The 26,252-nt window shown below is 31.6% G+C and carries 25 protein-coding genes; 12 read left to right on the top strand and 13 right to left on the bottom strand.

What is annotated here, in order from left to right:
- On the bottom strand, positions 1 to 1,078 hold a 1,078-nt coding region (locus IAI56_RS11195), incomplete at its 3' end, for a DUF3492 domain-containing protein (protein ID WP_187657962.1).
- 258 nt (positions 1,079 to 1,336) lie between these two features.
- Positions 1,337 to 2,866 carry a DEAD/DEAH box helicase gene (locus tag IAI56_RS11190; protein WP_187657961.1) on the bottom strand — a complete coding sequence of 510 codons (1,530 nt, stop codon included), beginning with the start codon at positions 2,864 to 2,866 and terminating at the stop codon, positions 1,337 to 1,339.
- Positions 2,867 to 2,986: 120 nt separating this feature from the next.
- On the opposite strand from IAI56_RS11190, the gene IAI56_RS11185 reads away from it, so the two are divergent.
- On the top strand, positions 2,987 to 3,271 hold the full coding sequence (locus IAI56_RS11185; RefSeq protein ID WP_187657960.1) for a DUF3817 domain-containing protein: 285 nt from the start codon (positions 2,987 to 2,989) through the stop codon (positions 3,269 to 3,271).
- Positions 3,264 to 4,514, top strand: a complete 1,251-nt coding sequence (locus tag IAI56_RS11180; protein ID WP_187657959.1) for a mechanosensitive ion channel family protein — start codon at positions 3,264 to 3,266, stop codon at positions 4,512 to 4,514. Before IAI56_RS11185 ends, IAI56_RS11180 begins: the two co-directional genes overlap by 8 nt.
- On the opposite strand, the gene IAI56_RS11175 is transcribed toward IAI56_RS11180, so the two are convergent.
- Complete coding sequence (locus IAI56_RS11175; protein ID WP_187657958.1) at positions 4,511 to 4,900, bottom strand: acyl-CoA thioesterase; 390 nt, start codon at positions 4,898 to 4,900, stop codon at positions 4,511 to 4,513. The genes IAI56_RS11180 and IAI56_RS11175 overlap by 4 nt on opposite strands.
- 174 nt (positions 4,901 to 5,074) lie before the next feature.
- Here IAI56_RS11175 and IAI56_RS11170 point away from each other — a divergent pair, with 174 nt between their 5' ends.
- The 8 genes from IAI56_RS11170 (at position 5,075) to IAI56_RS11135 (ending at position 12,848) form a co-directional block, all read left to right on the top strand.
- Positions 5,075 to 6,418, top strand: a complete 1,344-nt coding sequence (locus IAI56_RS11170; protein WP_187657957.1) for an OmpA family protein — start codon at positions 5,075 to 5,077, stop codon at positions 6,416 to 6,418.
- A gap of 80 nt (positions 6,419 to 6,498) precedes the next feature.
- Complete coding sequence (locus IAI56_RS11165; RefSeq protein ID WP_187657956.1) at positions 6,499 to 6,897, top strand: glyoxalase; 399 nt, start codon at positions 6,499 to 6,501, stop codon at positions 6,895 to 6,897.
- A 244-nt stretch (positions 6,898 to 7,141) separates the two neighbouring features.
- The gene (locus IAI56_RS11160) at positions 7,142 to 7,855 is read left to right on the top strand and encodes an esterase family protein (protein ID WP_187657955.1); all 714 of its coding nucleotides are present in this window, start codon (positions 7,142 to 7,144) and stop codon (positions 7,853 to 7,855) included.
- 33 nt (positions 7,856 to 7,888) lie between these two features.
- Positions 7,889 to 8,830 (top strand): ATP-grasp domain-containing protein, encoded by a 942-nt coding sequence (locus tag IAI56_RS11155; protein WP_187657954.1) that lies wholly within the window; start codon positions 7,889 to 7,891, stop codon positions 8,828 to 8,830.
- 69 nt (positions 8,831 to 8,899) lie between these two features.
- Positions 8,900 to 10,009, top strand: a complete 1,110-nt coding sequence (locus tag IAI56_RS11150) for a carboxylate-amine ligase (protein WP_187657953.1) — start codon at positions 8,900 to 8,902, stop codon at positions 10,007 to 10,009.
- A gap of 98 nt (positions 10,010 to 10,107) precedes the next feature.
- Entirely contained in the window at positions 10,108 to 10,935 is an 828-nt protein-coding gene (locus tag IAI56_RS11145; RefSeq protein WP_187657952.1) for a type 1 glutamine amidotransferase, read from the top strand.
- 107 nt (positions 10,936 to 11,042) lie between these two features.
- The gene (locus IAI56_RS11140) at positions 11,043 to 12,233 is read left to right on the top strand and encodes a hypothetical protein (protein ID WP_187657951.1); all 1,191 of its coding nucleotides are present in this window, start codon (positions 11,043 to 11,045) and stop codon (positions 12,231 to 12,233) included.
- A 93-nt stretch (positions 12,234 to 12,326) separates the two neighbouring features.
- Complete coding sequence (locus IAI56_RS11135) at positions 12,327 to 12,848, top strand: hypothetical protein (protein ID WP_187657950.1); 522 nt, start codon at positions 12,327 to 12,329, stop codon at positions 12,846 to 12,848.
- A 75-nt stretch (positions 12,849 to 12,923) separates the two neighbouring features.
- Here IAI56_RS11135 and IAI56_RS11130 read toward each other — a convergent pair whose 3' ends face one another.
- From IAI56_RS11130 to IAI56_RS11105, 6 genes are all read right to left on the bottom strand, one after another.
- Entirely contained in the window at positions 12,924 to 13,463 is a 540-nt protein-coding gene (locus IAI56_RS11130) for a hypothetical protein (RefSeq protein WP_187657949.1), read from the bottom strand.
- 170 nt (positions 13,464 to 13,633) lie between these two features.
- The gene (locus IAI56_RS11125) at positions 13,634 to 14,854 is read right to left on the bottom strand and encodes an ATP-grasp domain-containing protein (protein ID WP_187657948.1); all 1,221 of its coding nucleotides are present in this window, start codon (positions 14,852 to 14,854) and stop codon (positions 13,634 to 13,636) included.
- A gap of 3 nt (positions 14,855 to 14,857) precedes the next feature.
- Entirely contained in the window at positions 14,858 to 16,279 is a 1,422-nt protein-coding gene (locus IAI56_RS11120) for a leucyl aminopeptidase family protein (protein WP_187657947.1), read from the bottom strand.
- An 81-nt stretch (positions 16,280 to 16,360) separates the two neighbouring features.
- Positions 16,361 to 17,503: an alpha/beta hydrolase gene (locus tag IAI56_RS11115; protein WP_187657946.1), complete on the bottom strand. Its 1,143-nt coding sequence runs from the start codon at positions 17,501 to 17,503 to the stop codon at positions 16,361 to 16,363.
- Positions 17,504 to 17,653: 150 nt separating this feature from the next.
- On the bottom strand, positions 17,654 to 19,036 hold the full coding sequence (locus IAI56_RS11110) for a sensor histidine kinase (RefSeq protein WP_187657945.1): 1,383 nt from the start codon (positions 19,034 to 19,036) through the stop codon (positions 17,654 to 17,656).
- 2 nt (positions 19,037 to 19,038) lie between these two features.
- Positions 19,039 to 19,701: a response regulator transcription factor gene (locus tag IAI56_RS11105; protein WP_187657944.1), complete on the bottom strand. Its 663-nt coding sequence runs from the start codon at positions 19,699 to 19,701 to the stop codon at positions 19,039 to 19,041.
- Between the two features lie 268 nt (positions 19,702 to 19,969).
- Here IAI56_RS11105 and IAI56_RS11100 point away from each other — a divergent pair, with 268 nt between their 5' ends.
- Both IAI56_RS11100 and IAI56_RS11095 read left to right on the top strand, forming a co-directional pair.
- Entirely contained in the window at positions 19,970 to 20,506 is a 537-nt protein-coding gene (locus IAI56_RS11100) for an inorganic diphosphatase (protein ID WP_187657943.1), read from the top strand.
- An 18-nt stretch (positions 20,507 to 20,524) separates the two neighbouring features.
- Entirely contained in the window at positions 20,525 to 20,911 is a 387-nt protein-coding gene (locus tag IAI56_RS11095; RefSeq protein WP_187657942.1) for a ribosomal maturation YjgA family protein, read from the top strand.
- On the opposite strand, the gene IAI56_RS11090 is transcribed toward IAI56_RS11095, so the two are convergent.
- From IAI56_RS11090 to IAI56_RS11075, 4 genes are all read right to left on the bottom strand, one after another.
- Positions 20,903 to 22,930: a hypothetical protein gene (locus IAI56_RS11090; RefSeq protein ID WP_187657941.1), complete on the bottom strand. Its 2,028-nt coding sequence runs from the start codon at positions 22,928 to 22,930 to the stop codon at positions 20,903 to 20,905. The two genes, IAI56_RS11095 and IAI56_RS11090, sit on opposite strands and share 9 nt — an antisense overlap.
- A gap of 22 nt (positions 22,931 to 22,952) precedes the next feature.
- Positions 22,953 to 24,488: a T9SS type A sorting domain-containing protein gene (locus IAI56_RS11085; RefSeq protein WP_187657940.1), complete on the bottom strand. Its 1,536-nt coding sequence runs from the start codon at positions 24,486 to 24,488 to the stop codon at positions 22,953 to 22,955.
- Between the two features lie 12 nt (positions 24,489 to 24,500).
- Positions 24,501 to 25,247: a 3-oxoacyl-[acyl-carrier-protein] reductase gene (fabG, locus tag IAI56_RS11080; protein WP_169523061.1), complete on the bottom strand. Its 747-nt coding sequence runs from the start codon at positions 25,245 to 25,247 to the stop codon at positions 24,501 to 24,503.
- A gap of 348 nt (positions 25,248 to 25,595) precedes the next feature.
- A complete protein-coding gene (locus IAI56_RS11075) occupies positions 25,596 to 26,054 on the bottom strand; it encodes a hypothetical protein (RefSeq protein ID WP_187657939.1) in 459 nt (152 codons plus the stop codon).
- Between the last annotated feature and the right edge of the window lie 198 nt (positions 26,055 to 26,252).

Here is a 26,252-nt window from a genome sequence, read left to right as displayed (position 1 = left end):
CTTTAGTATATTCTGGAACAGCGTTATTATCACCATATACCAAATATTGAATATTTGGAATTGATTTTTTGGCTTCTGCACAAGATTTAATCATTGTTGTAACATCTTTCAACTCAAAAATTCTTGCAGCAGCAACTACTGTTGGAATATCTTTTAACTTTTCTGGTTTTGGAGCAGGAACAAACAATTCGTGATCAACGCCATTGTAAATAACATCTATTTTATCAGGATTGGCTCCGTACATTTTTTCCCAAGTCATATTAAACTTGTTAACAGAAAGTATTGCATCTGCTTTGTAATATACTAACTCTGTTATACTTTCCGAAAAACGAATTAATAATTTTTTTAGAAAGAATGAATATTCAGATGAATTTATAGCAATTAATCGTTCTCTAATAAAAACTCCATGTTCGGTAGCTACTATTGGAGTATCATATTTATATTTTAAGACTAATGCAGGAATTACCGGAAAACCTGATATTGTTAAATGAGAAATATCAACCTTTGGAACATCAATTGAAAGCGGAATTAAAAATCTATAAATCCATCTCATTCCTAAAGTCAAATCATGTAAAGTAGCCTTTTCTTTGTCATTAGCTATGATTTCCTTAACTAGTGAACAAAATGATTTCCAAACTTCTTCATGTAACATTGTTTTCTTGTAATCATGTGTTTGAAAATAAGACCACATGTTATAAATAACAGTATCAAAATCAGCTGCAACTCTAACGTCTGAATAAATACTCTTGATTAATTTTTCAAAAATTGGAATAAATTTTTCTTTAATATCTTTTTCGTCAGCTCTTTCTTTAGTTTTAATTATTTTGTAGAATTTTTTACCATAATCAACCATTTCTTGAGGTTCAAGTGGTGACCATAAAGGAACTTGAATTACGTCTTTGACATTTTCTCCTAGTTCGTATTTAGGTTTTAATTCATAATTTGCATTAATTGAATACAATGAAAAATTTGCGTTTTTAACTTCATTACATAGCATATGTGACCAAGTTGAAACACCACCACCATTAAATGGATAAGTTCCTTCTAAAATCAATAATACATCGTACTTATTTTTCATGATATTTTGTTTTATATTCAACAACATTTTGATAACAAAAAGCTGTTTGTAATTGACTATTAATAACATGACAAATTTATTTCGAAAATGAAAAATATAACCATTTCTGACAATATATCTGTTAAAACCAAAAATAATATCGACGAAATGCAATTAGGTGAAAATTATATCGATGTAGTGCAAAGGCAGTTTTTGTGAAAATGGCCTTATTTTGAATAAAAATCAGGGTTTGAAGTCGCACATTTATTGCAAAAAAGACTAAAAATTAATCTTATCTCTAAATTTTTTACCAATAGCAAGACTTAATTTTTGTTTGTAGTCTTCTATCAACCATTCACGATAATTCTTACTAGTTTTGCCTAAACAATTGATGAACTGTTTGACGCGACTTTCTATATCGTCAAAAAGAAGTTTTGAAAGCATTCGAGCTTCATATAATTCGTCGGAATTATCAACACACATTGAAGCATGTTGATCTATTGATTTATCCATAACTACTTTTGAACGAAGATTTTGCTTTGTGATAATCTTAAATTCTTCTTCTACATCAAAGCTAATGTTAGTTGAGTTTTTAAATATTTCTCTAACCGCTTCAGGCATTTGATAATTGAAGTTTTTTTCGATTTCGGCATCATCTCTTAAATTCTCCAAATAATATTCGGGGTTTTTAAAAATATGTTGCCAATCAACCGGTTCATTCCAAAGTCCAAAACGTAATGCATTGTTTCCTAAATCAATAATTGAAAACTCTGATTTGTTAGGCAATTTTCTCGAACCACGACCAATCATTTGAAAATAAAGTGTTAACGATTTTGTTGCTCGATTAAGAATAATTGTTTCAACTGTTGGTTCATCAAAACCTGTAGTTAAAATTCCAACTGAGGTTAAAATGGCATCTGGTGTTTTTTTGAACCATGCCAGTATATCTTTTCTATCGTCGTTGGAAGTAGTGTTGTCCAAATGCTTTATTGGAAATCCCGCTTCTTTGAATGTGTCATATACATAAAGCGAAGTGTTAATTCCGTTATTGAAAATTAGCGTTTTTTTACCCAATGATTTTTCGGTATATGCATGCAACAATTTTTCTTGCATAATCATGTTCATATACAAATCATCGGATGATTTAACAGTGTAATCGCCGTTAATTCCAACTTTTAACGAAGTTAATCCAACATCATAACTATAGGTTGTAGCTTTTGCCAAAAATCCTTGATCAATAAGTGTTTGAATGGTATCACCAACAATTAATTCGGAATAGTTTTGATACATTGGCAACTTGATATTTGAGCTCAATGGAGTTGCAGTTACACCAAGTATAAAGGAGTTTTTAAACGATTTTAATAATTTTCGAAACGAATTATAATGTGCTTCATCGATAATAACCAATCCAACATTATCAATCAACAGTTTTTCGTCGTTTAATCTATTTTTCAAGGTTTCAACCATGGCAACAAAACAAGGATATTCCTCTTGATCGGGTAATTCTTTAATATTACTATTGATTATTTTGTTTTTTACGCCAAAACCTTTAAGCATTTTTGATGTTTGTTTACAAAGCTCAATTCTATGAGTTAAAACCACTACTTTTTTATCGTTTTTAGATAAATAGCGTCTAACAATTTCCGAAAAAATTACTGTTTTTCCGCCACCAGTTGGTAATTGATATAATAAATGATAATTATTTGGCGCATTGTCAAGTCGGTCAAAAATCTTGTCGATATCCTTGACTTGATAAGCATAGAGTTCTTTTTTATCTTCTATTTCCAAAATAATATCGTTTTTTGACATTTGGTTTCTGCTAATTTGCAAAAGTAATACTAAAAATCATTTTAATTTTTGTCTGTTAAAAAATTAACTATTTTATTATATTCAAAAAACATTAAATAGCTTTGCTTAAAATTTTTAATCATGACAAAATTGTTCAAATTCATTGCTATTGCCGAAGGTATTTCATACTTGGTTTTATTTTTTAATATGTTGATAATCAAACCTACAAATATCGATTTATATAAAACATTACTCTACCCAATTGGAATGGCGCACGGAATATTATTCATTGCTTATGTGCTATTGGCATTTTTAATTAAAAAAGAACAAAATTGGAGTTTTAAAGATTTAGCAATCGTTCAAATGGCTTCGCTCCTACCTTTTGCTACTTTCTATATTGAAAAAAAATATGTAAAAAATGCATAAACTACTAGAGAAATTATATGGTTGGAGTTATCCTTTACTAAAAAAACTTGATATAGGCGAAACCTTTTCAGCTTATGTAAGTTTGGCTATCAATATCGTTTTATTGTGTACAATTGCCTATTTTATTTTTCAGTTATTTCGCTATTTTTTAGTAAGAGCAATGATTATTATTGCCCGAAAATCCAAAACTAGATTTGATGATTTTTTGGTTACCAATAAAACTGCAAAATACATTTCTCATTTAATTCCGTTACTGTTTATTTACAAATCGGTTCCAGTAATTCTGAAGAATTTTGTCTATTGGGAAGATATTTTCGGTAAGCTTGTTGGAATATATATTGTAATATTAAGTTTATGGATTACTAAAACCATTTTTAATGCGCTTCGCGATTATTTAAAGCAAAATCCGTCTTATAGAGATAAACCAATTGATAGCTATATTCAAGTGATAATGATAGTGTTATGGATTTTTGGTTTCTTTATAATTGTTTCTAAAATCTTTGATATTAATACCGGAAGAATGCTCGGTGCTTTTGGAGCTATTTCGGCAATTATTATATTGATTTTCAGGGATACAATTTTGGGTTTTGTTGCTAGTGTTCAAGTTTCGTTAAACGATATGGTTCGAATTGGCGATTGGATAACTTTTGACAAATTTGGTGCCGATGGCGATGTAATCGAAATCAATCTTGCTACGGTAAAAGTCAGAAATTTTGATAATACTACAACGACAATTCCAACCTACAGCATGATATCAGATTCGTTTAGAAACTGGCGCGGAATGATTAATTCTCCAGGAAGACGAATTAAAAGACATATTTTAATCAAAGCAACCAGTATTCGTTTTCTACAAGAAGATGAACTCGGCGAATTGAAAAAAATACATTTGGTTTCAAATTATATTTCGCAAAGACAAAATGAAATCAACAAGTTCAATGCAATGCATGAAGTTGATAAATCGTTATTAATTAATGGTCGAAACATGACTAATTTTGGATTATTCAGAAAATATATTACCCAATACTTAAGTCAATATCCAGGTTTGAACAAAAAAATGATACTGCTTTGTCGTCAATTACAACCAACACCACAAGGAATTCCTTTGGAAATTTATGCATTTTCAAACGACAAACGTTTTGAAAATTACGAATACATTATGGCAGATATTTTTGACCATATTTTTGCCTCAATTCCCTATTTTGATTTAGAAATTTATGAACTTTCGTCGGATAAATTCGACTAATCGGTCAATCTATCTTTTATGTATTCTATTTGAGTTTTACCGTGCGCTTTTGGTTTTCCGTCTTCACCAAGACTTACCATAGTTATAGTATCAATGCTGATTATGATTTCTCTTGTCATCATGTTTCGTACTTGACAAGTGAGCGTTATAGACGAATTTCCAAACTTTACCACATCGATTCCAATTTCAACAATATCACCTTGCTTAGCGGAACTTCTAAAATTAATTTCCGACATGTGTTTGGTGACTATTTTAGGATTTTGAAGTTGAATAATAGAATACAAAGCCAATTCTTCGTCTATCCAAGCTAATAATCTTCCTCCAAAAAGTGTGCTATTAGGGTTTAAGTCCTCTGGTTTTACCCATTTTCTAGTGTGAAATCTCATTTAGTTTTAATTATTAAAATTGGTTCTAATAAAATAAAATTATATCTTTTGTAAAATTATGATTAAAATTCATAATTTAATTCCATCTTCCTACGAAAAAAATTGATTATTAAATGTAAACCTATATATTTGCATACAATTAACATTCATTTTTACATCACAAATCTTAGATTTATGAAAAAACATCTACTTGTTTTAGCTTCTTTTTTAACTGTTTCACTAACAACCTTAAATGCTCAAGAAACAGTTTCTGCAGCTGACAAAAAGAAAGCTAAAGAATTGAAAGAGCTTGAACCAGATCAAGAAATTGTTTACGATGCCTACAATAGATGGTCAATTGAGTTTGGTGTAGGTCAAGCAAAAGGTATCAGACCATATAACGATGGTTATTATTCAAGTTATCCCTCAAAACTATTTGGAGGTATTCAAATAAATTCTTTTGGCGTTGGTGCAAGATACATGATAAGTCCAAAATTTGGTATGAAATTTGGTTTGAATTACGACAAATTTACTGATCAAGATGGTAGCGGAAGTTTAGATTTTGAAACATTCCAATATAGAGCAAATTTTGAAGGTGTTGTTAATGCCATAAGATTATTCAATGTTGAAGAATCTGCTGGAAGATTTGGCTTGTTACTTCATGGTGGTATTCAAGTTTCAAGAATGACATCGGATGTTTTAGACTTGAGTGAGTTAAACGGAGGATTAATAGTAGGTTTCTCTCCTCAATTCAGAATTACAAAAACTATTTCAGTATTTGGTGATGTTAGTTTGCTTAACAACTTCAGACAACACTTCAATTGGGATGGTTCAAACTCAGACGTATCAAATAATCTTTCTGGACAAATGGCTTCGTTTTCATTTGGTTTATCATTCTCTTTTGGAAATGAAAAAATTCACGGAGATTGGGCAATTATTGAAGATCCAAAATCTAAAGAACTTAAAGAGCTTGAATCAAGAATTGGAGATATTGAAACTCTTATGAATGATACTGATAAAGACGGAGTTCCTGACTATTTAGATGTTGAAAATAATTCTCTTCCAGGTGTAGCTGTTGATACTAAAGGAAGGATGGTTGATTTAAACAACAATGGAGTTCCTGATGAATTAGAAAAATTTGTTGACAAATCAATAACTAACAACAATAACAATATGGCTGTTAGTGATGGAATGGTTACTAAACTAATCAATGATGGTTATATTGCTGCATACTTCGATACAAATAAAAGAGTACCGACAACTGCTTCAACAGATAATATAGGTTTTGTTCTAAATTATTTAAAAACAAATCCAGGTAAATCAGTCGATATCATTGGATATGCCGATGAAATTGGTAGTACAGAATACAATGACAAGTTATCTAGCGATAGAGCTGAAAGTGTAAAAACAATTTTAATCAAAGCTGGTATTGAACCTTCTAGATTGAATATCTTAGCAAATGGTGTAGACAAATCAGTTGATAAATCATCGGAATATGCTAGAAGATTAGTTAGAAAAGTAATTTTCAAAATAAAATAACTATTAACAATTAGTTATTAATAACTTAAATAACCTCTGTAAATTACAGAGGTTATTTTTTTTTAACTTTATAAGAAAAAATGGAAGCTAGAGACAACCACGTTCTTGAAATTAGAGGCGAAGCTTTAGGAACAATTACCAATCAATCTTCGAATGAAGAAGTTTTCCAAAATAAAACACTTCGTCCAATTCTAAAACTACAAAACGACTTATTCATTGCCGTATTCATTAACTATGCAGTTAAACAGAAAGGTGTTTTCTTTTCTTTATCTCCCGAAAAAAAAATGGCATATATAGAAAATGTTATTCAGCGTGATATCAAATTCAGAAACTCATTAAAAGGAATGGTATTTGGACTATTTACAGTTCATGAATATAACGAATACATCCAAAATTCATCCAACCTAAATAAACGAATGATGAATATGCTAATCGAACGTTTAAAAAGCCAAATTCAACTCATAACAATTGAAGAATAATATTTTTCATCTCTTTTTTACTTAAAAATCAATTTTTTTAGTATAAAAATCAATTGAGAAGAAAATCTTGTTATCTTAATTTATTGACAATTATTAAAATCTTTAAGTGATTTAGGTTCTTTTTTTAGTAATTTTTCAATACCAAAATATCAATAACTATTTTATCGTAAAATTTAATCCTAATTAAATTTTTAAATATTTCACAATGTTTTTTTTATTATAATTGTTAAAACAATTAACATTTATGAAAGAAGAATATTTTAAATGGTACTCACCTAACCTAAGTCGCGAGATTGAAATGTTAGTTTTTGGTCATGCAGGATACCCAGTTATCCTATTTCCTACATCTATGGGAAGCTTTCACGAAAATAAAGACCAAGGATTAATTGAAAGCGCACGATGGTATATAGAACAAGGATTAATTCAAATATTTTGTCCAAACAGTATTGATAAAGATAGTTTTTATAATAAAAAAATTCATCCTGTTCATCGAATTCAAAATCATGTTTGGTATGATAAAATGATTTGTCACGAAATTGTAGAACGAGTAAAAAATAATACTCGTGCAGCAAAAGTTGTCGTTGCAGGTTGCAGTTTTGGAGGTTATCATGCCGTTAATTTTGCTTTTCGTCATCCAGGTTATGTCAGTCATGTATTTTCTATGAGCGGTGCTTTTTCAATCAAAAGTTTTATGGATGGACATTGGGACGATGATGTGTTTTACAATTCGCCCGAAGATTATTTGCATGGTTTAAACGATGGTGAACTCTGGAATATGGATATTATTCTTGGAACATCCAATTGGGATATATGCTTTGATGCAAATTTGAAACTAAGTAAAATTCTAGCACAAAAAGACGTTCCTCATTGGCTTGATGTTCGCCAAGATAGAGAACACGATTGGCCAGTTTGGAGAGAAATGTTTCCACATTATTTATCTCGAATTAAATTTTTCTAAAAACATACAATAACATTAAATAAAACTAAGAATATGAAAAAAATAGGTATTTTATTTGGAATGGAAGATACATTTCCGCAGGCATTCATCGACAGAGTAAATTCAAAAAAAATTAAAGGAATCGTTGCCGAAGCCATAACCATTGATAAAGTCGTACAAAATAAACCTACAGAATATGCAGTAATAATTGATAGAATTTCGCAAGACGTTCCATTTTATCGTGCGTATTTAAAAAATGCCGCTTTAACTGGAACTCATATCATTAATAATCCATTTTGGTGGAGTGCTGATGATAAATTTTTCAATAACTGTTTGGCAGATGTACTTGGCGTTCCGTTACCTAATACTGTAATTCTTCCATCGGCAGAACATCCAACCGATACAACTTCAAAATCGTTCAGAAATCTTGCTTTTCCTTTAGATTGGGATGGTATTTTTGATTATATCGGATTTCCAGCTTATATGAAACCTTATGCTGGCGGTGGATGGAAAAACGTATATAGACTAGAAAACAAAGAAGAGTTTTGGGAAAAACATCGTGAAACCGGGCAATTAGTAATGCTTTTACAAGAAGAAATTGTGTTCCAAGATTACTATCGCGTTTATTGTTTGGGCGGAAAAGCCGTTAGAATTATGCCTTATGAACCAAGACATCCACATCACTTGCGCTACGTAGTTGAAAATCCAAATACCGATAAAAAACTGATGGCAACGATAAAAGATTATACTTTACGTCTTTGCAAAGGTCTAGGATATGATTTCAACACGGTAGAATTTGCTGTTCGAGATGGAATTCCTTACGCAATTGACTTTGGAAACCCAGCACCAGATGCAGAATACACTTCGGTTGGTGCTGAAAATTTCGAATGGGTTGTAGAAGAATCGGCTAAAATGGCGATTGATTTTGCTAAAAAACACAAAGACGGAAAAATGAACCTCACTTGGGGAACATTTATCAAGGATTCTGTTAAATAGTTTTCAGTCTCAGTAATCAGTAAACACACTGAGAACTGCGACTGCAACTGAACACTAAAAGTAATGATTATGTCAAAAAAATTACCAATATTCACACTTGGCGTAGAAGAGGAATATCAAATTATTGACCCCGAAACTCGTGATTTGCGTTCTCATTTATCCAAAATTGTAGATGGTGCTAAAATTATTCTTAACGAACAGGTAAAAGCTGAAATGCACCAATCTGTTGTTGAAGTTGGAACAAATATTTGCAAAAATATAAAAGAAGCTAAAGACGAAATTCGATTTCTAAGAAGTAAAATTGTTGAACTTGCCCATAAACAAGGTTTAGTTGTTGGCGGTGCAGGAACGCATCCTTTCTCTCGCTGGCAAGACCAACCTATAACGGATGATCCGCGTTACCATCATATTGTTAATGAATTGCAAGATGCTGCTCGTTCTAACTTAATATTTGGAATGCATTGCCACGTTGGTATCGAAAATCGTGATATTGGTTTGCAATTAATGAACCAAGCAACCTATTTTTTACCCCATATTTTTGCACTTTCAACCAATTCTCCTTTTTGGGAAGGAAGAAATACGGGTTATAAATCCTTTAGAACCAAAGTTTTTGATAAATTTCCACGAACGGGTTTACCAGAATATTTTGATAGTGTTCAGTCATATGATAACTATTTAGATACGTTGGTAAAAACAGGTTGTATTGATAATCCAAAGAAAATTTGGTGGGATTTACGTTTGCATCCATTCTATGATACAATTGAATTTCGTATCACCGATATGAGTTTGACCGTAGATGAAGCCATGTGTATCGTTGCTATCATTCAAGCTATTGTAGCAAAGCTATATAAATTAACCGTTTCAAATACAAGCTTTAACATCTATCGAATTGCATTGATAAAAGAAAATAAATTCCGTGCTGCTCGTTATGGAATCGAAGGAAATATGATTGATTTTGGACTGAAAGAAGAAGTTGAAACCAAACTTTTATTGCATGAGTTACTAGATTTTATTGACGATGTTGTTGATGAATTAGGCAGTCGCGACGAAATTAATTATATCCATACCATTTTGAATGAAGGAACTGGAGCTGATAAACAATTACGCGTTTTTGAACAAACCCATGATTTATCCAAAGTAGTTGATATGATTACAAGTGAATTTACTAGAGGTTTATAAAATTATAATTGATTTTTGAAATTGACTTTTGAAGTTGATTTTTTGAATTTGACATTGAAATTGAAAAAGTTATCTTTGCATCATCAAATAGTTAAATAATGAGCAACCCAATTCGTGTAGCAGTTTTAGACATGTATAATGGCGAACCCAATCAAGGAATGCGCTGTATTATAGACATTATCAATCGATTTAACCAAATGGTTACTTTTCAGATTTTTGATGTTCGAGGTAAAAATGAATTCCCTGATATTAAAAAGTTTGATATTTATATTTCCACTGGCGGGCCAGGAAATCCATTGGAAGGCGACGGAAATTGGGATTTAAAATGGTATGATTTTATCGACCAATTGTGGCAATGGAACAAAGAACAAAAGACAAAAAAACACGTTTTATTTATTTGTCATTCGTTTCAAATGGCTTGTCATCACTTTGGTTTGGCTACATTAAACAAACGAAAATCTACTTCTTTTGGCGTAATGACTATTCATAAAACCGAAGATGGAACAACTGATTCAGTCCTTGAAGGCTTGCAAAATCCATTCTACGCTATTGATAGCAGAGATTATCAAGTGGTGCAACCAAAATTGAGTATTTTCAAGAAAAAAGGCGCTCAAATTATTGCTTTGGAAAAAATCCGAAATCATGTTGAATACGAACGAGCGATTATGGGAGTACGATTTTCGGAGTATTTTGTTGGATTACAATTCCATCCCGAAGCCGATGCCTTGAGCTTTGTTGCTAATCTTAAAAGCAAAGAAAAAAGAGAAAATATCATTGCAATGAAAGGAAAAACCAAATTCCGTGACATGCTTGAGGATTTATTGGACGAAGATAAAATCTACAAAACCAATGAAACGATTATCCCGAATTTCCTCCGAATTGCTATAAACGATTTGATGAAACATAAAAAAACGTTATCTAATTAGTATCAAGTAAAAAGTATTAAGTATCAAGACTATATTTTGACTGTCAAAATCTTAATACTTAATTTTCCTGTCTTAATACTTAATACTTTAGTCTTAATACTCAACCAATGAACACCAACTATAGAAATCAATTCAACCAGGCTTTTTCAGTAGAAAAATACATTGCTTTTATTGACGACATCAATTCTGATTTTGATTACAAAGTAACCTTTAGAATCGGAGAAACACCTTTTTTTATTCCCAATGAATTAAAAGAACAATTGTTCGAAGGTTGCCAACAAGTGATTGATTTTATTCAGCGCGATGATTTCAAAAGTTTAACCGAAAGAGCTTTGGAACTCAACAGAAAAGTACCAAATGATGATAATCATACTACATTTTTAGCCATCGATTTTGGAATTTGTGAAGAAGATGGAAAAATCGTTCCGAAGCTGATTGAAGTACAAGGATTTCCATCCTTGTTTAATTTTCAAAATCATTTATCAGAAAAATTTGTTTCGCATTACCCGTTTTTATCAGAACTCACACCTTTTTTGAATGGTTTAAATCAAAAAAGCTATTTAGCTTTAATCAAAGAAGTTATCACTAATAACATTCCAATAGAAAATGTAATTCTGCTAGAAATTGAACCTGAGAAACAAAATACCAAAATCGACTTTTATTACTGCAAGAAAGACCTCGGAATTCCGTTTGTTTGTGTAACCGAATTATACGAAAAAGGAAATCAGTTGTTTTATAAAAATGACAAAGGTGAAGAAATTCAAGTAAAGCGAATTTACAACCGTGTTATTTTTGACGAATTGGATTTACGGACTGATTTACAACTCAATTTTGATTTCTCAAAAAGCTATGATGTAGAATGGGCTGGACATCCGAACTGGTTTTTCCGAATTAGTAAATTCATTTTGCCTTATTTGAAAGGAAAGTATTTTATAGAAACCACACTCCTTTCCGATTTAAAGGAAATTCCAAATGATTTAGAAAACTATGTCTTAAAACCTTTGTTCTCTTTCTCTGGAAGTGGCGTTATTTTCCACGTAAAACGAGAAGATATCGAAGCCGTTACCGAAAAAGATTTATATATTCTTCAGAAAAAAGTACACTACAAACCCATCATTCAAAGTCCTGACGGATTAGTAAAAGCCGAAGTTCGCTTGCTAGCTGTTTGGCCAAAAGATGACGAAAAACCAACACTAGTAACCAATTTAGTTCGACTAAGTCGTGGCGAAATGATTGGCGTAAAATTCAACAAAGACAAAGATTGGGTTGGCGGAACGGTTGGAATGTTTGAGAAGTAGTATAAATTACTATTATTTTAAACACAAACTTGTCATTTCGTAGAAGGAGAAATCCAATAAGAATGGGTTTAATAGATTAACATAAAAGAAATTATGCAAAAAGAGCTTATTAAAATTATTGAACTAGAAAATAGTAATGATTTTGAGTTAGCATTTCTAGAATATGATAATTTATACAATCAAAATAAAAGTGATTTCGAAGTTTGGAAATATTTTTATTTTTTTCTTTGGATAATAATAGAAAATATGCCTAATGATTTTGTTGAAAAAATACAAAGAGAAGAAAGGTTAAAAGAAATGTTTTCTGATGGTAATTCAAAATTCACAAATAATCCTGAATTTAATTTTATTGTAGGTTACACAATGTCTATTTTTCCATATGAGTTTGGAGATTTTGACGAATATGAAAAAAAAGCAGAAGAGTTACTTGAAAAAGCAAGAAATCTTGACCCAATTAATCCAATTTATAAAATGGTTTATTTAAGTAGTTCTATAGATGACAATTCAGAAGAATATCTTTTGGCTTCGGCTGAAGCTGCACAAATTGTAAAAGAAAAATATAACGGTATCGGACTTTATAATGATTATTTTATTCAAGTTTTATATAGGATATAAACTCTATATCGATTCAATACAAAAAGTTGAATTGAAGTGACTATTATGTGATTTCTCCTTCGTCGAAATGACAACTTAGAGATACATCTTTTTTATTTCCAAAAAACTTTTTTCTGTCGTAATCAATTGCTCTACAATTTCTTTTCGTAATTCATCCAAATCATCAAATTGTAAATGTTTTGTCCAAGCGGTTTTGGTTAGAATTTCTTTAATGATTTTAATGGTTTTTGCAGTTTCAGAAGCATTTCTTAAAACATATTTCGGCTCATAATCTGGTGAAAGTTTATGATAAAAATTTACATCCTTCAAAACAAGATCAACTTTTATAAAAAACAATTTTGAGGTTTCGTCATTTGGATAAAAATCGGTCCAATAAGCAAAACCAACTTTAATTTGTTGCGATTTGAAATTTTCATTAGCTATTAATCGCCAGCGACAATTGGCAGCTCTTCCCCAATGATTAGAAATTCGATACACACCAACTTCTGTAAAAATATAACCACTACCCGATTTGCTTTTGTGATTTAACGCTACATTTTCAATTTCAGCAAAAGGAACTTCTCGCCAAAGGCAAAAAGTGTGTTTGTGGAAGTTGAGTTTAGTGTAGGTTTTCAAGAAAATTTTTTTTAAATCGTAAATTAAAGTCAATTTAATAAAACCATTAAGATATTAAGTTTCATTAAGATTGTTGAGCTTAATTTTCTTAATCTCTTAATGGTTTCAAAAAACAATTAATTTAGATTGAAAAATTTAAACTAATAATTTGTGAATTTTTATGTTACTAATTAATGCAATTTTTTTACCGCTTCTTGTTGTGCAACGGTAGCAAAATCTCGAACCAATCGTTCGGCATAATCATCTAATAATTCACGAACTCGGCCGTGATTATCGCTTTTTACAATCAATCCAGCGTGGTATTCTAGCGGCACACGGAAACACACTTCGCTATCGTTGAAACCAGACAAATCAGGATGTTCAAATTTGGATAAAGTCAATACAATTCCGGCAAAGCCTTTGTTTATTTTTGGTAATTTATATTCTTTTCCTTTTACTAAACTATCTTCAATTTTTGCCCATTCGCTCCAAAGATTTACACCCGAAGCTGCTTCGACCATTTCGGCTAAATGCGCGCCACCAACTCGCGACGAAGTTTCTAAAAAGTAAATTTTACCATCATCATTGCATTTGATAAACTCGGTATGATTGGCACCGTGTTGCATTCCAAAAGCTTTCAAAACTTGTTCGTTTACCTTTTTGATTTCTTTGTCTTCTTTGATATTATAAGGAATGTTGGCACTTCTGAAAATTCCGCCACCTTGCGAAATTTCCATTGGTGTTGCTAAATATTGTGATGTAATTGAAAATAATGTTTTACCATTTAAATTCAATCCATCACAGTGATAAACTGCGCCAGGTTTGAATTGTTCTACCAAATATTTAATACGATTTTCATTGCCTAATTCGTGGATTTTTTGCCATAATTCTTCTTTGGAATGTACTTTCATAATTCCCGATGCCGAAGCTTCAGAACGCGGTTTTAAAACCCAAGGTGCATCAACGGTATCGGCAAATTCATTGATTTCTTCATCGTTAAATAAAGCACTAAACGCCGGAATTGGAATTCCTGCATCTTTGGCACGCATGCGCATTGCCAATTTATCACGAAAATACCTTCCGGTAGTTTGTCCCATTCCAGGCATACGAAGATTTTCACGAAGAAACGCAGCTTTTTCTACATCAAAATCGTCCAAGGCAACAATACCATCAATTTTTTTATGACGCATTAAACCTGAAACTCCTGCAAGCAAATCGTCTAAATTCCAATCAACATCTTGTCCTGGCATAAAAAATATTTCATCAATATATTCCATTGCCCAAGGTTTATCACGAAGTTTCTCAGAGGTAATTAAGTAAACACGATTTCCTTGTTTTTTTAAATTGATTAAAAAATCATTTCCTTTGAAATAATTGGAAATACAAATAAAGTTTTTGATTGGATTTTCCATATACTATAGATTTTCGATGAATTTAGTAATTAAATGTACGCCATAAGCCGTGGCGTGTTTGGTTTTGGCAAATTCGCTGTCGCCAAAAGCAACTCCCGCAATGTCAAGATGTGCCCAAGACGGATGTTTTTCTGTAAAAAATTCTAAAAATTTCGCTGCCGAAATTGCTCCAGCAACTGGTTTTCCTGAATAGTTTTTCACATCGGCAATTTCGCTATCGATATCACCTTTGTAATCGTCCCAAAGCGGTAATTGCCATAACTTCTCTCCTATTTGACTACCTGTATTTTGCAGTTTTTTGGATAAATCCTCATTGTTGGTAAACAAACCAGCACATTCGTAGCCTAAAGTTCCAACAACGCTTCCAGTTAAAGTAGCCAAGTCAAGAACGGTTTCGGGTTTGTAATTTTTTATCAAATACGATAAACCATCGGCAAGAATTAATCGACCTTCGGCATCGGTATCAATGATTTCAATCGTGTGACCAGAATAACTGTTAATCACATCACTAGGCAAAAACGAAGTAGCATCAACAGAGTTTTCACAAGCCGGAACAATAGCAGTAACTCGATACGGTAATTGCAAATCAGCTATCAATTGCATTGCACCAAGAACAGCTCCAGCTCCAGCCATATCACATTTCATTTGCACCATTCCAGCTGTTTTAATATTCAAACCACCAGTATCAAACGTAATTCCTTTTCCAACCAAACCAATATGTTTTTTGGCGTTGGCTGGATTGTATTCCATAATTATAAATTGTGGTTCGCGAGCACTTCCTTGCCCAACGGAAAGGAACGAATGCAAACCAACTTCAGTGGCTTTTTCTTTGCCAAAAACAGTTACATTGAAACCATATTTTTTTCCAGTTTCGGTTGCCCAATCGGCTAAGTATTTAGGTGTTACTTTATTAGGCGGTAAATCAACTAAGTTGAATGTTTCAAGTTGTGCTTGTGCGATTTTAATTCCTTTTGAAATTATTTCGTCTAGATTTTCTTTTGCAATGTATTGAAAGACAAAATCATTCGTTAAAAAAGGATGTGCTTCCGTTTTTTTATAATGTCCTAAATTATATGTTCCTAAAATTAATCCAGAAAACAAAGCTTCTACTTGTTCATTTTTAAGTTCATTTGGAAGAACAACAACAAGATTTTTATTAAAAAGTTCCTTTTGTTTTGAAGAAATTCTTCTAAATATTGTTTTAATTGCTTTATAGTCAATTTCTTTTCCTAATCCAATGAAGATATGAGTACAATCGTATTTTTCAACTACATAATGTGTGTCTTTCTTTCCGTAAAATACTTTTGATGGCACCGAAATTCCATGGTATTCAATAGGAATAATGCTTTTAGCATTGGTTTCAAAAACCGGAATTAAAATAGTTCCTGTGAAATTATCTAGATTTTGTATTTGTTTTGTTTTCATTTTTTTATTTTTTCTTAACCACTAAGAACACGATAGAAGCACGAAGCTCACTAAGTTTTTAATGATTAGGATTTGATTTATTTACTCATTTTTATCACTAAAGTATAACCATTCAATGGCTTTGGGGAATTCGTCACTCCAATAGACTTCGTTGTGTTTGCCTTCCATATTGATACTCAGACGGATTTTCATTTTGTCTTCGTAGCCTTCTTTTTTGAGCAATCGTTTTTTAAATTGCTTCACATGATCAATCATTGTTGCACTTTCATCGCCTCCAGCATAAAGATAAATTCTAGCATCTTGCGGTTCATCCATATCAAGGAAAGACAATTTTATTTTTGGAACTACCCAAAGTGATGGTGAAAAAATCATCAGTTTTCCAAAAACTTCAGGATACATAATTCCAGAAAAAATACTGACTAATCCGCCCATTGAACTTCCGCCAATTCCAGTGAATTCTCGCTCGGGTTTGGTTCTGAAATTATCGTCTACAAAAGGTTTTAGTGTATCGGTTAAAAAGCGAATGTATTTTTTTCCTTGACCATTTCCTAAAACGGTATTGCCAACGTTGTATTCTTTTATGCGTTCTTTTTCGGCATGTTCAACCGCAATAACAATGATTTTACCAATGTTATATTCTGCCATTACGGCTAACTTTTTATCGATTTCCCAATTGCCATATTGCGCTTTTTCATTGAATAAATTTTGAGCGTCTTGAAGATACAGAACAGGATAGGTTTCTGTTGACGTATCATAATCATAAGGCAACAATGCCCACACTCTTCGGGTTTTATTCAACTGCGGAATTTCGAATTCTTCGGAAATCAAATGTACTTTGGGTAAAAACTTGGATTTAAACGGCAACCAATTGTGACGCCATTTTGAAACATGTTCTTTGCGAACGCCATTTTTTTGTTTGCAACTTCTATTTTCGGTACGATTTCCAAATTTGTCAATCTCGACTTCACTCCAATCACCACGAGTGAATTTATAGAGTAATTCATCAGGATAATCGAAATCGTGAGCAAACTTAAAATGATACAAGCCTTGCCCAACGCGTTCCATTTCAAATTTTTTATCTTGGGTAATCCAATTATTGAAATTTCCTGAGATATAAACTGGTCGTTCGTCGTCTTCGTCTGTGGTTAAAATAATATTGAGTTGGGGTTCAACTATTTTTTTATTTTCTATATCTTCAATAGTATTTTCTTGATCTCTTTGCATTCTATTCTTTCAATTTTCGTAAAACGTAAATATACTTTTTTACCTATTGAAAACAAAAGGATTTTGAAAAATTAGTGTATCAATGAAAATGCTTCGTTTTTTATTAAAAATAATATAAAAAAAGTAATTTTTGAGTAACTCTACTACGTATTATTTAGTAAAACTAATCGTAGCTTTTGTGCCAACATTTTCTTCACTTTCCAATTTTACATCAATTTCGAGCAAATCGCAAAGACGTTTTACAATCGATAATCCCAAACCTGTTCCTTTAATTTCGGGATGATTGGTTGAATTGGAACGATAAAATTGATTAAAAATCATATTGATATCTTCTTTTGGAATACCGATACCGAAATCAATAATATCACATTGTGCTTTTCCTTCAGAATAATATAATTTCACAATAACATTCGAACCTTTATTCGAATATTTTATGGCGTTTGTCAATAAATTAGTAACAATTATGGAAAATAAATAGTTATCCGTTTGAACAGTCACTTCTTCTGAAAATTCAATTTGACAATTTACTTTTTGCTCTTTTATGGCTTGAGCATTTCTCGAAATTACATCGGTAATTAAACTGTTCAAATTAACCTTTTCCAGCTTGATATTTTGCCTTTGATTTTCAAATCGTGCTAATAAAAGTAATTCGTCAACCAAATGATTTAATCGGTTTACTTCGCTTATACAAAATTCAATTTTTTCTTTGTATTCTTCTGGTTTTCTTTCTTTTCTAACTAAAACTTCAAGTGTTCCTTTAATTACCGCTAATGGCGTTCTGAGTTCATGCGATGCATCGGAAGCAAATTGTTTTTCACGAACAACCGCATTTTCAATTCTATCCAACAGATTATTTATCGTATTGGAAAGCAAATGCAATTCGTCTTTGTTTTGAGGCAAAGGAATACGCGATTTTAAATTGTCTTTCGTAATGAAATTAGCCGTGTCAATAATCGAACTTATCGGTTTGATGCTTCGTCCTGCAAAAAAACGAGCTATTAAAAACAACACAACCAAAATCAACGGATAAGCAATCAACATTACGGTAAACAAGTTGTTTAAAACCATCACAGAATCTTCCAGCGACATGGCAACGATTAGATAACCTATGATTTTTGTACCTTGATACAACGGAACTTGAATTTGTCTAACCGAAATAGTTTCTAATTTGGTATCAAACAATTCATTTGCCGTTCTGTTTTTATCGAATGCTAGTTTTTTCTGCTTTAAATTAGGTGATTTTTCTACCAAAGCACCAAGTTCATCCACAAATTGAATAAACGCCGGACTTACTTCTACTTTGTTCAATTGCTTGGTTTTCCATTGTTCTTCACGAATCAGCAAAACGCAATTTTCAATAACTTCAATTTCTTTTAAATGCTTGGTTACTTCCGATTTGATTTCGTTATTCACACGAACGTGAACACTATATCGTACAATAGAAAAAATAGCAAAAAACACCACAAAAATTAATAATGCAGTGATAATTATATAGTTAGAAGCAATTCTATTTTTAAACGAAAGTTGTTTCATAATCAATCATTAGCCATATAGCCAACGCCACGAATGGTTTTTATATAATCTTGTTCTACTTTTAAATTGAGTTTTTTTCTGATGGCGTTCATAAAAACGTCAATAACACCAGTATCGTATTCAAAATGAATATCCCAAACGTCTTGAATGATTTCGGTTCTGGTGCAAACTTTTCCTTTATTTTTCACCAAATAATGCAATAAATCGAACTCTTTTTGGGTTAACGAAACTTCATTTCCATCGACTAAAACTTGGTATTTATGTGTGTCAATTTCCACGTTTCCAAGTACTAAAACTGGAGAAGTTATCTTATCGCGTAGTTGAACTTTAATTCGTTCTAGCAATTCATCAAAACTAAAAGGTTTCTTGATATAATCGTTTGCGCCCGCTTTTAATCCTTCAATTGTTTCTTGAACAGTATCTTTTGCCGTTAGGAAAATAATTGGCGTTGTGGTATTTTTTTCTCTAAAAGACGTACAAATTTCATAACCTGTCATTTGTGGCAACATCCAATCGAGTAAAATCAAATCGAATTTGTTATTTAAAGCCAATTCCAAACCTGTTTTACCATTATTTGCTGTGGTAATTTCATAACCTTCTTCTTCCAAACCTTGTTGGAGAAATTGCATGATGCCGATTTCGTCTTCTACTAAAAGTAATTTCATATTGTTTTTTCTGAACTATTTCGTTTTCAAATTAATGAATTTAGTCATTCATTATCAATAAAATACTCAAATTAATTGGGTAAAAATACTTCATATTTGATTATGAATTTTATTTTAAACACATTTTAAGCAAAAGTTAACCCAATGACGAACTAAAAATTTAATGATAATTTTACATGTAAAAATGTTAAACTTTGCTTGTAAATACTGCTTTGAAGCGTACCTTTGCAACCTTTTAATTTAGAATTATAAATAAAATTTCAACATTATGAATGCAAATCCTTGGCACGATGTGTCTTATGGTGAAGATGCTCCAAATATTGTAAACGGAATCATCGAAATTCCAAAAGGTTCGAGAGCAAAATATGAATTAGACAAAGACAGCGGAATGATAAAATTGGACCGCGTTTTGTATTCTTCGGTATATTATCCAGCTAATTATGGTTTTATTCCAAGAACATACTGTGACGATCATGATCCGTTGGATATTTTAGTTATTTGTCAAATCGATCTTATTCCGATGTGTTTGGTAGAAGCAAAAGTTATTGGCGTAATGCGAATGATTGATGGCGGAGAAGCTGATGATAAAATTATTGCGGTTGCTGCTGGTGATCCAAGTGTGAACCACATCAACGATATTTCGGAATTGCCACAACATTTTATTTCTGAAATGAGAAGTTTCTTCGAAGATTATAAAAAATTAGAGAACAAAACCGTTATTGTTGAAGAGTTTCAAGATAACGTTGTTGCCAAAGAAATTGTTCAAAAAGCAATCGAAGATTACAACAATAAATTTACCAAATAAAAATTCTAAAAAAGTGCTATGTTACGCTTCAACAAAATATATTTTCTACTAACGATTTTACTGTTTTGTACGGAAGTTATCATAGCACTTTTTGTACACGATAACTTCATTCGTCCTTATTTTGGGGATGTTTTAGTGGTAATTTTAATTTACTGTTTTATTCAGACATTCTTTAATTTGTCTAAAACAAAAACTGCAATTTATGTTTTGCTATTTGCTTTTTTAGTCGAAACATTACAATACTTCAACTTCATTACTTTCCTTGGGTTAGAGAATAATAAATTAGCCAAAACCATCATTGGAAATTCATTTTTCTTTCACGATTTAATCGCTTATGTTGCGGGAATTTTGATTACACTTGGAATTGAAAATATCGTTTCAAAAAAGAAAGAAACACTACAATAAACCGTTGTATTTTCTAACAAACCATTCGGTTGCTAAAGAAATTGCGATTAAAATCAACAACCAAATCCAATCAATCAAAGGCGATTTTTTAACCAACGTTTTTTGAATAGCTTTATAACTTTCGTCAGCCATTAATTGCTTTACCAAAACATCGGCTTGATTTGCCAAATAGGCTTTTCCGCTGGTTTGATTTGCCAATTGGTTTAGTTTATTCCAATCGGGATTTACAAATTGCTTTTCAATATCAAAATCCAAAACTTCAAGCGTACTGCTATAAACCGAATTAGAATTGAGTTCTTTTACGGTAAACGAATAATTTCCAGCAGCTAATCCGTCGAGATTTACTTTAAACGAATTGGAAGTTCTGAGTAAATCGTATTTTTTCTGTTGTTTGGTTTTAGCATTCGTCACAGTAATCGTCAACCTTGCTTTTTCGTCTAATTCGTAGTTTTTATTGAAATATTGTGCTGTAATTTCTATCGCTTCGCCAGAATTGTAAAAGCGTTCGTGATTTACAACCAATGATTTTCTAGAATTATTAGATGCCAAAAACTGAATGGTTTTGTCTAAGAAAACATCAAAGTTCTCAAAATTTTTATTCTTCAGATAAACCGCAGCTCGCCATTTCCAAATATTTTCGCCAAACAGAAATGCACTTCGGTTTCCTTGATTTTCTGCAAAAACAAATAACGGTTGCTCGGCAGAAATTCCTCTGATAGTTGCCGAAAGTAGTTCGTTGATATTGCCTTTTGGCGTAATTTTTCCAAATGAATTTTCTAATGGAGGAAATTGTTCAAAACCGATATTGTCTAAAGCAAAAAGATTAAACTGCGAATTAAATCCGGCAAGAAAATCTTCTTTTTGACTACTCATTTTAAAATCAAAATGGTCTTGATATTGATTTAAAAAATTGAAATCGGTTGCATTTCCAGTAATAATCCAAGTATTGATTTTAGCGTTTTTATTCTGCTCAAAAATAGATTTAAACGTTCCGTTTGGTTGATATAAAACTAAAATATTATAATCCTGTAAACTATTGATTTGATTTGGTTTAATCAAAGTTACTTTACGTTGTGCGTTAGTTTCAATACTTCGTTTTATCGCACCTAAATCGGGATGCGAAATATCTGAAACCAAGGCAACTTCTGTCTTTTGATCAATTACTTCTACAGCAAAGTTTTTGACGTTGTTATAAGTATTTTTCTCTTGTTCTTTTGATGTAATTGAAGCTTTGAAAATTTGTAAACCAACTTTTTCGGCTGGCAATAACACATTCAGCGTTGCCGATTTTTTAGACGGCGAAAACGAAACCGTTTGCTCGTTTAAAACCGAATTTCCTTGCGTGATTTTGAATGTTGTATTCACACTTTTGGTTCCAGCGTAATTCAAGAAAACTTCAACTGGAAATTTATTTTTGTGAAACGCATATTTATTGACATTCAGTTGCGTAACTTTTAAATCCAAATACGTCGTGGTATCGCCAACAACTAAAGGATAAACTTTGTTTTGCGGATTGAATGTAAAAACATAATCTTCGCCCGAAGTTTGATTTCCATCTGAAATTAAAACCGTTGGAAAGGTTTGATTTTTATAGATGTTTTTCAGGTTTTTAGCAACGACATCAATATTGGATTGTTTTCCTTTAAAATTAATGGTATCCGAAGGCAAAAAATCTTCATCAAACTGATAGGTTTGTACGTCAAATTTATCGGCTAAATCTGAATTGGATTTTAGTTTATTGAACAATTCCAACGCTTCCTTATCTGATTTTAAATCCGCCATCGAAGCCGAATTATCAATAACAATCGGTAAAGGAGTTTTAACGGTTTCTGTTGTTTTTCGGGTAATAATTGGATTTATCAGTAAAAGCAATAATCCAAAAACCGAAAAGAAACGCAAAAAAGCCAAAAGCAATGTCATTTTTGACCTGCTTTTGACTTTATAAAAATATTGGTAAAATGAAACGACAAATGCGATTACTAAAGAAAGTACAATCAATAAAATAGTAGCATTTGCCATAAATAACTTAGAAAATTAGATTTTAGTTCTTAATAAATTTTACAACATCAAAAGTATCAATATTAATGTAATAAGTTCCTTTACTCAAATTACTAACGTTAATACTAGTTGAATTTTCCGATTTGATTAAACCTTTTTTCACTTCTCTACCCAACGCATCAAAAATTCTATAATGTGAGTTAACTTCAAAAACACCTTCAACATTTATCAAATCGGTTACTGGGTTTGGATATAAATTTATTTTGCTAATAGTATTTGATTGGGTATTCAAAGTTACACCCGTATTATATCTAGCTAAAGCCAAAGCAGTTTGACCACTGAAACCAGTAAATCCTGCTACAACTAATTTCCCATCGGGTTGGAAAACTGCACTAGTAGTACTATTAAAACCTGGACCAAAATTAGTTAATACAATCCCGTCGTTACTAAAAGTTGTATCCAGTTGACCAGAACTTGTATAACGAACTAAAGCAAAATAGTTGGTAGAACCTGTATTGGTTTCGCCAATAACAATGATTTCTCCGCTTGGTTGAATGATTAGAGTTTTTGAAGATTTGTCAACACTACCGCTATCTAAATCAGTAATTGTCTTCCCATTAGTTCCAAAACTAGTATCCAAAGTACCGTTAGCATTAACTCTGTAAACAACGATGTCACCAGACTCGTTACCTGAAACTAAAATTTTACCATCATTTTGAAAAGCTACACCCGAAAAAATTAACGAATTATCAAAATCAACAATCATTTTTCCACTAGTACCAAAAGTTGTGTCTAAACTTCCATCATCATTAATCATAGCTAATCCTAAGTTGCTATTGGTTTCTCCCGCAATTAAAATTTTTCCATTTGCAGAGTTAATATTCAAATGAGTAGCTTCATCAAGAACATAACCTAAATCAACCGTATATTTTCCGTCATTACTAAAATCAGAGTCCAAGCTACCGTCAGCATTTAGTCTAACAATTCCAAAATCAGAGAAACTGCTTGTATTTGAAGCTTTTCCAACGGCAATAATTTTACCATCAGATTGTAATTTCATATCAAAAACTCTATTATTTGGTGTAGAAGTATTATTACCAACAGCAAAAGAAGTTTTACCACCTGTACCAAAAGTAGTATCTAAAGTTCCGTTTGTGTTCAATCGAATAAAACCAAAGTGAGCTGTAGAATTATCGGTTGCTAAACCAGCACTACCAGCAACCAAAATTTTTCCATCAGGCTGAATAACAACTACATTAGCTTGATCAAATCGATTGGTTCCTTTAACATCAACAAAAACGCCACCATTAGTTCCAAATGAAGTATCAATTGTTCCGTTAGATAAATGTCTGTAAACAGCAAAATTGTAATCTGTTCCATGCTTACTTCTTCCAATGCTTACAATTTTTCCATCAGATTGAATGGCTACATCGTTTATTTCTTGATAACCATATAAATCAGTGATTACTTTTCCCGACGCACCAAAAGAGGTGTCTAAAGTTCCTGGATTTTGTGCTAATAATGTTGTTGAACTAACCAATAATGTTAAAGCAACTACAGATGATAATTTTATATTCATACTCTCATTTTTTTATGTTAACATTCCTCCACAAACATTCAATACTTGTCCAGAAACATAAGCACTCATATCGGAAGCAAAGAAAAGACAAGCATTGGCAACATCTTCTGGAGTTCCACCGCGTTTCAACGGAATAGAATCTCTCCAACCTTGAACCACATCATCATTCAATTTTGCCGTCATTTCAGTTTCAATAAATCCTGGCGCAATAGCATTACAACGAATATTTCTTGAACCCAATTCCAACGCCACTGATTTAGTAAAACCAATCATTCCCGCTTTGGAAGCTGCATAATTAGCTTGTCCTGCATTTCCTTTCACACCAACCACAGAACTCATGTTAACGATAGAACCTTTACGGTTTTTCAACATAATCTTTTGAACCGCTTTGGTCATATTAAACACCGATTTCAAGTTGATTTCGATTACTTTATCAAAATCTTCTTCGCTCATTCTCATCAATAAGTTATCCTTAGTAACTCCGGCGTTGTTGATTAACACATCTACATTTCCAAAATCAGCAATAACATCATCAACCAACTTTTGAGCTTCGTTAAAATCGGCTGCGTTTGATTTATATCCTTTGGCCTTAATCCCTAAAGCCGACAATTCATTTTCCAATGCCAAAGCACTTTCGGCAGACGAACTATAAGTAAAAGCCACATTAGCACCGTGTTGTGCAAAAACTTTAGCAATTCCGCTTCCAATTCCTCTACTTGCGCCAGTGATAATGGCTACTTTTCCTTCTAATAATTTCATATCAGTAAAAATTAGTTTGTTTATTTTTTATCGAACTACAAATATAGCGGAATAATGAAGTATTAAAAATGGTTTAACAAAAAAATCTGTTTTTGATTTTAGTAGCGAATCGTTTGGGCATTTTTGTTATCCGTTTTCCCGCTGTTCGTTACAATCTCTGCGAGGATTTCAACTTCCATCGGGGCTAAAAATGATACTATTTGAATTCTTGGTTTCTTTCAATCCAATAATAAAAAAAACAACCCGAAGGTTGTTTAATTTTTTATAGATATAAAATTATAAATAATTGATTATCAAAATACAATATTTTATTATTTGACTACCAACACATTTGATACATTACCTATCTCAAGAATGAGCTTTCCCTATTCTTAAAATTTTTATTTTCCCTTTTTTTATCTTTAACACAACTGTTCCAAAAAAATCTTTTTGAGGACATCCATATTCAATTATTATATTATTTTTCTTCTCCTTAAATCTAACCATTAAATTACTACACCGTCTTATTTCGTATAAAACATTTTGATCTATACCGTGCCATTTTTCTTCATAAAACTTAGATGGACTTGCCTCTGAAGCATCATATTTATTAAGAATTATAAAGTTTTGAGAAAATGAATTCAATATATTTGTTTTAGTTAATTGATTTTCAAAATCCAATACAAAAATCGAATCGCATTTTTGAAAATTGGATAGTTCTATAAATTTATCATTATTGAGCAGAAAAGTAATCGCTAAATCAAATTTATTCTGTGAGAATGAAACTAAATTATAAAGTGCAAGTAAGATTAAAAGAAAAGATTTCATTAGTGATAAGTATTTTTTAATAATTAATAAACAAAAATTTTAACATTTGGTTACCAACACATTTGATATATTACCGTCTTGTTTTATCAAAACACCTAATCTGATACATTACCCAATACTAATCATAAATCGGAACCTTAGTTGCACCTAAATAATAAATATCCTCATCCATCCAAAAGAAAATATCCAAAAGGGGTG

It is taken from the genome of Flavobacterium macrobrachii, from assembly GCF_014486675.1.
Lineage (GTDB): Bacteria > Bacteroidota > Bacteroidia > Flavobacteriales > Flavobacteriaceae > Flavobacterium > Flavobacterium macrobrachii.
The sequence above is the reverse complement of the archived record's forward strand: the minus strand, read 5'-3'. Positions and strand labels throughout refer to the sequence as shown.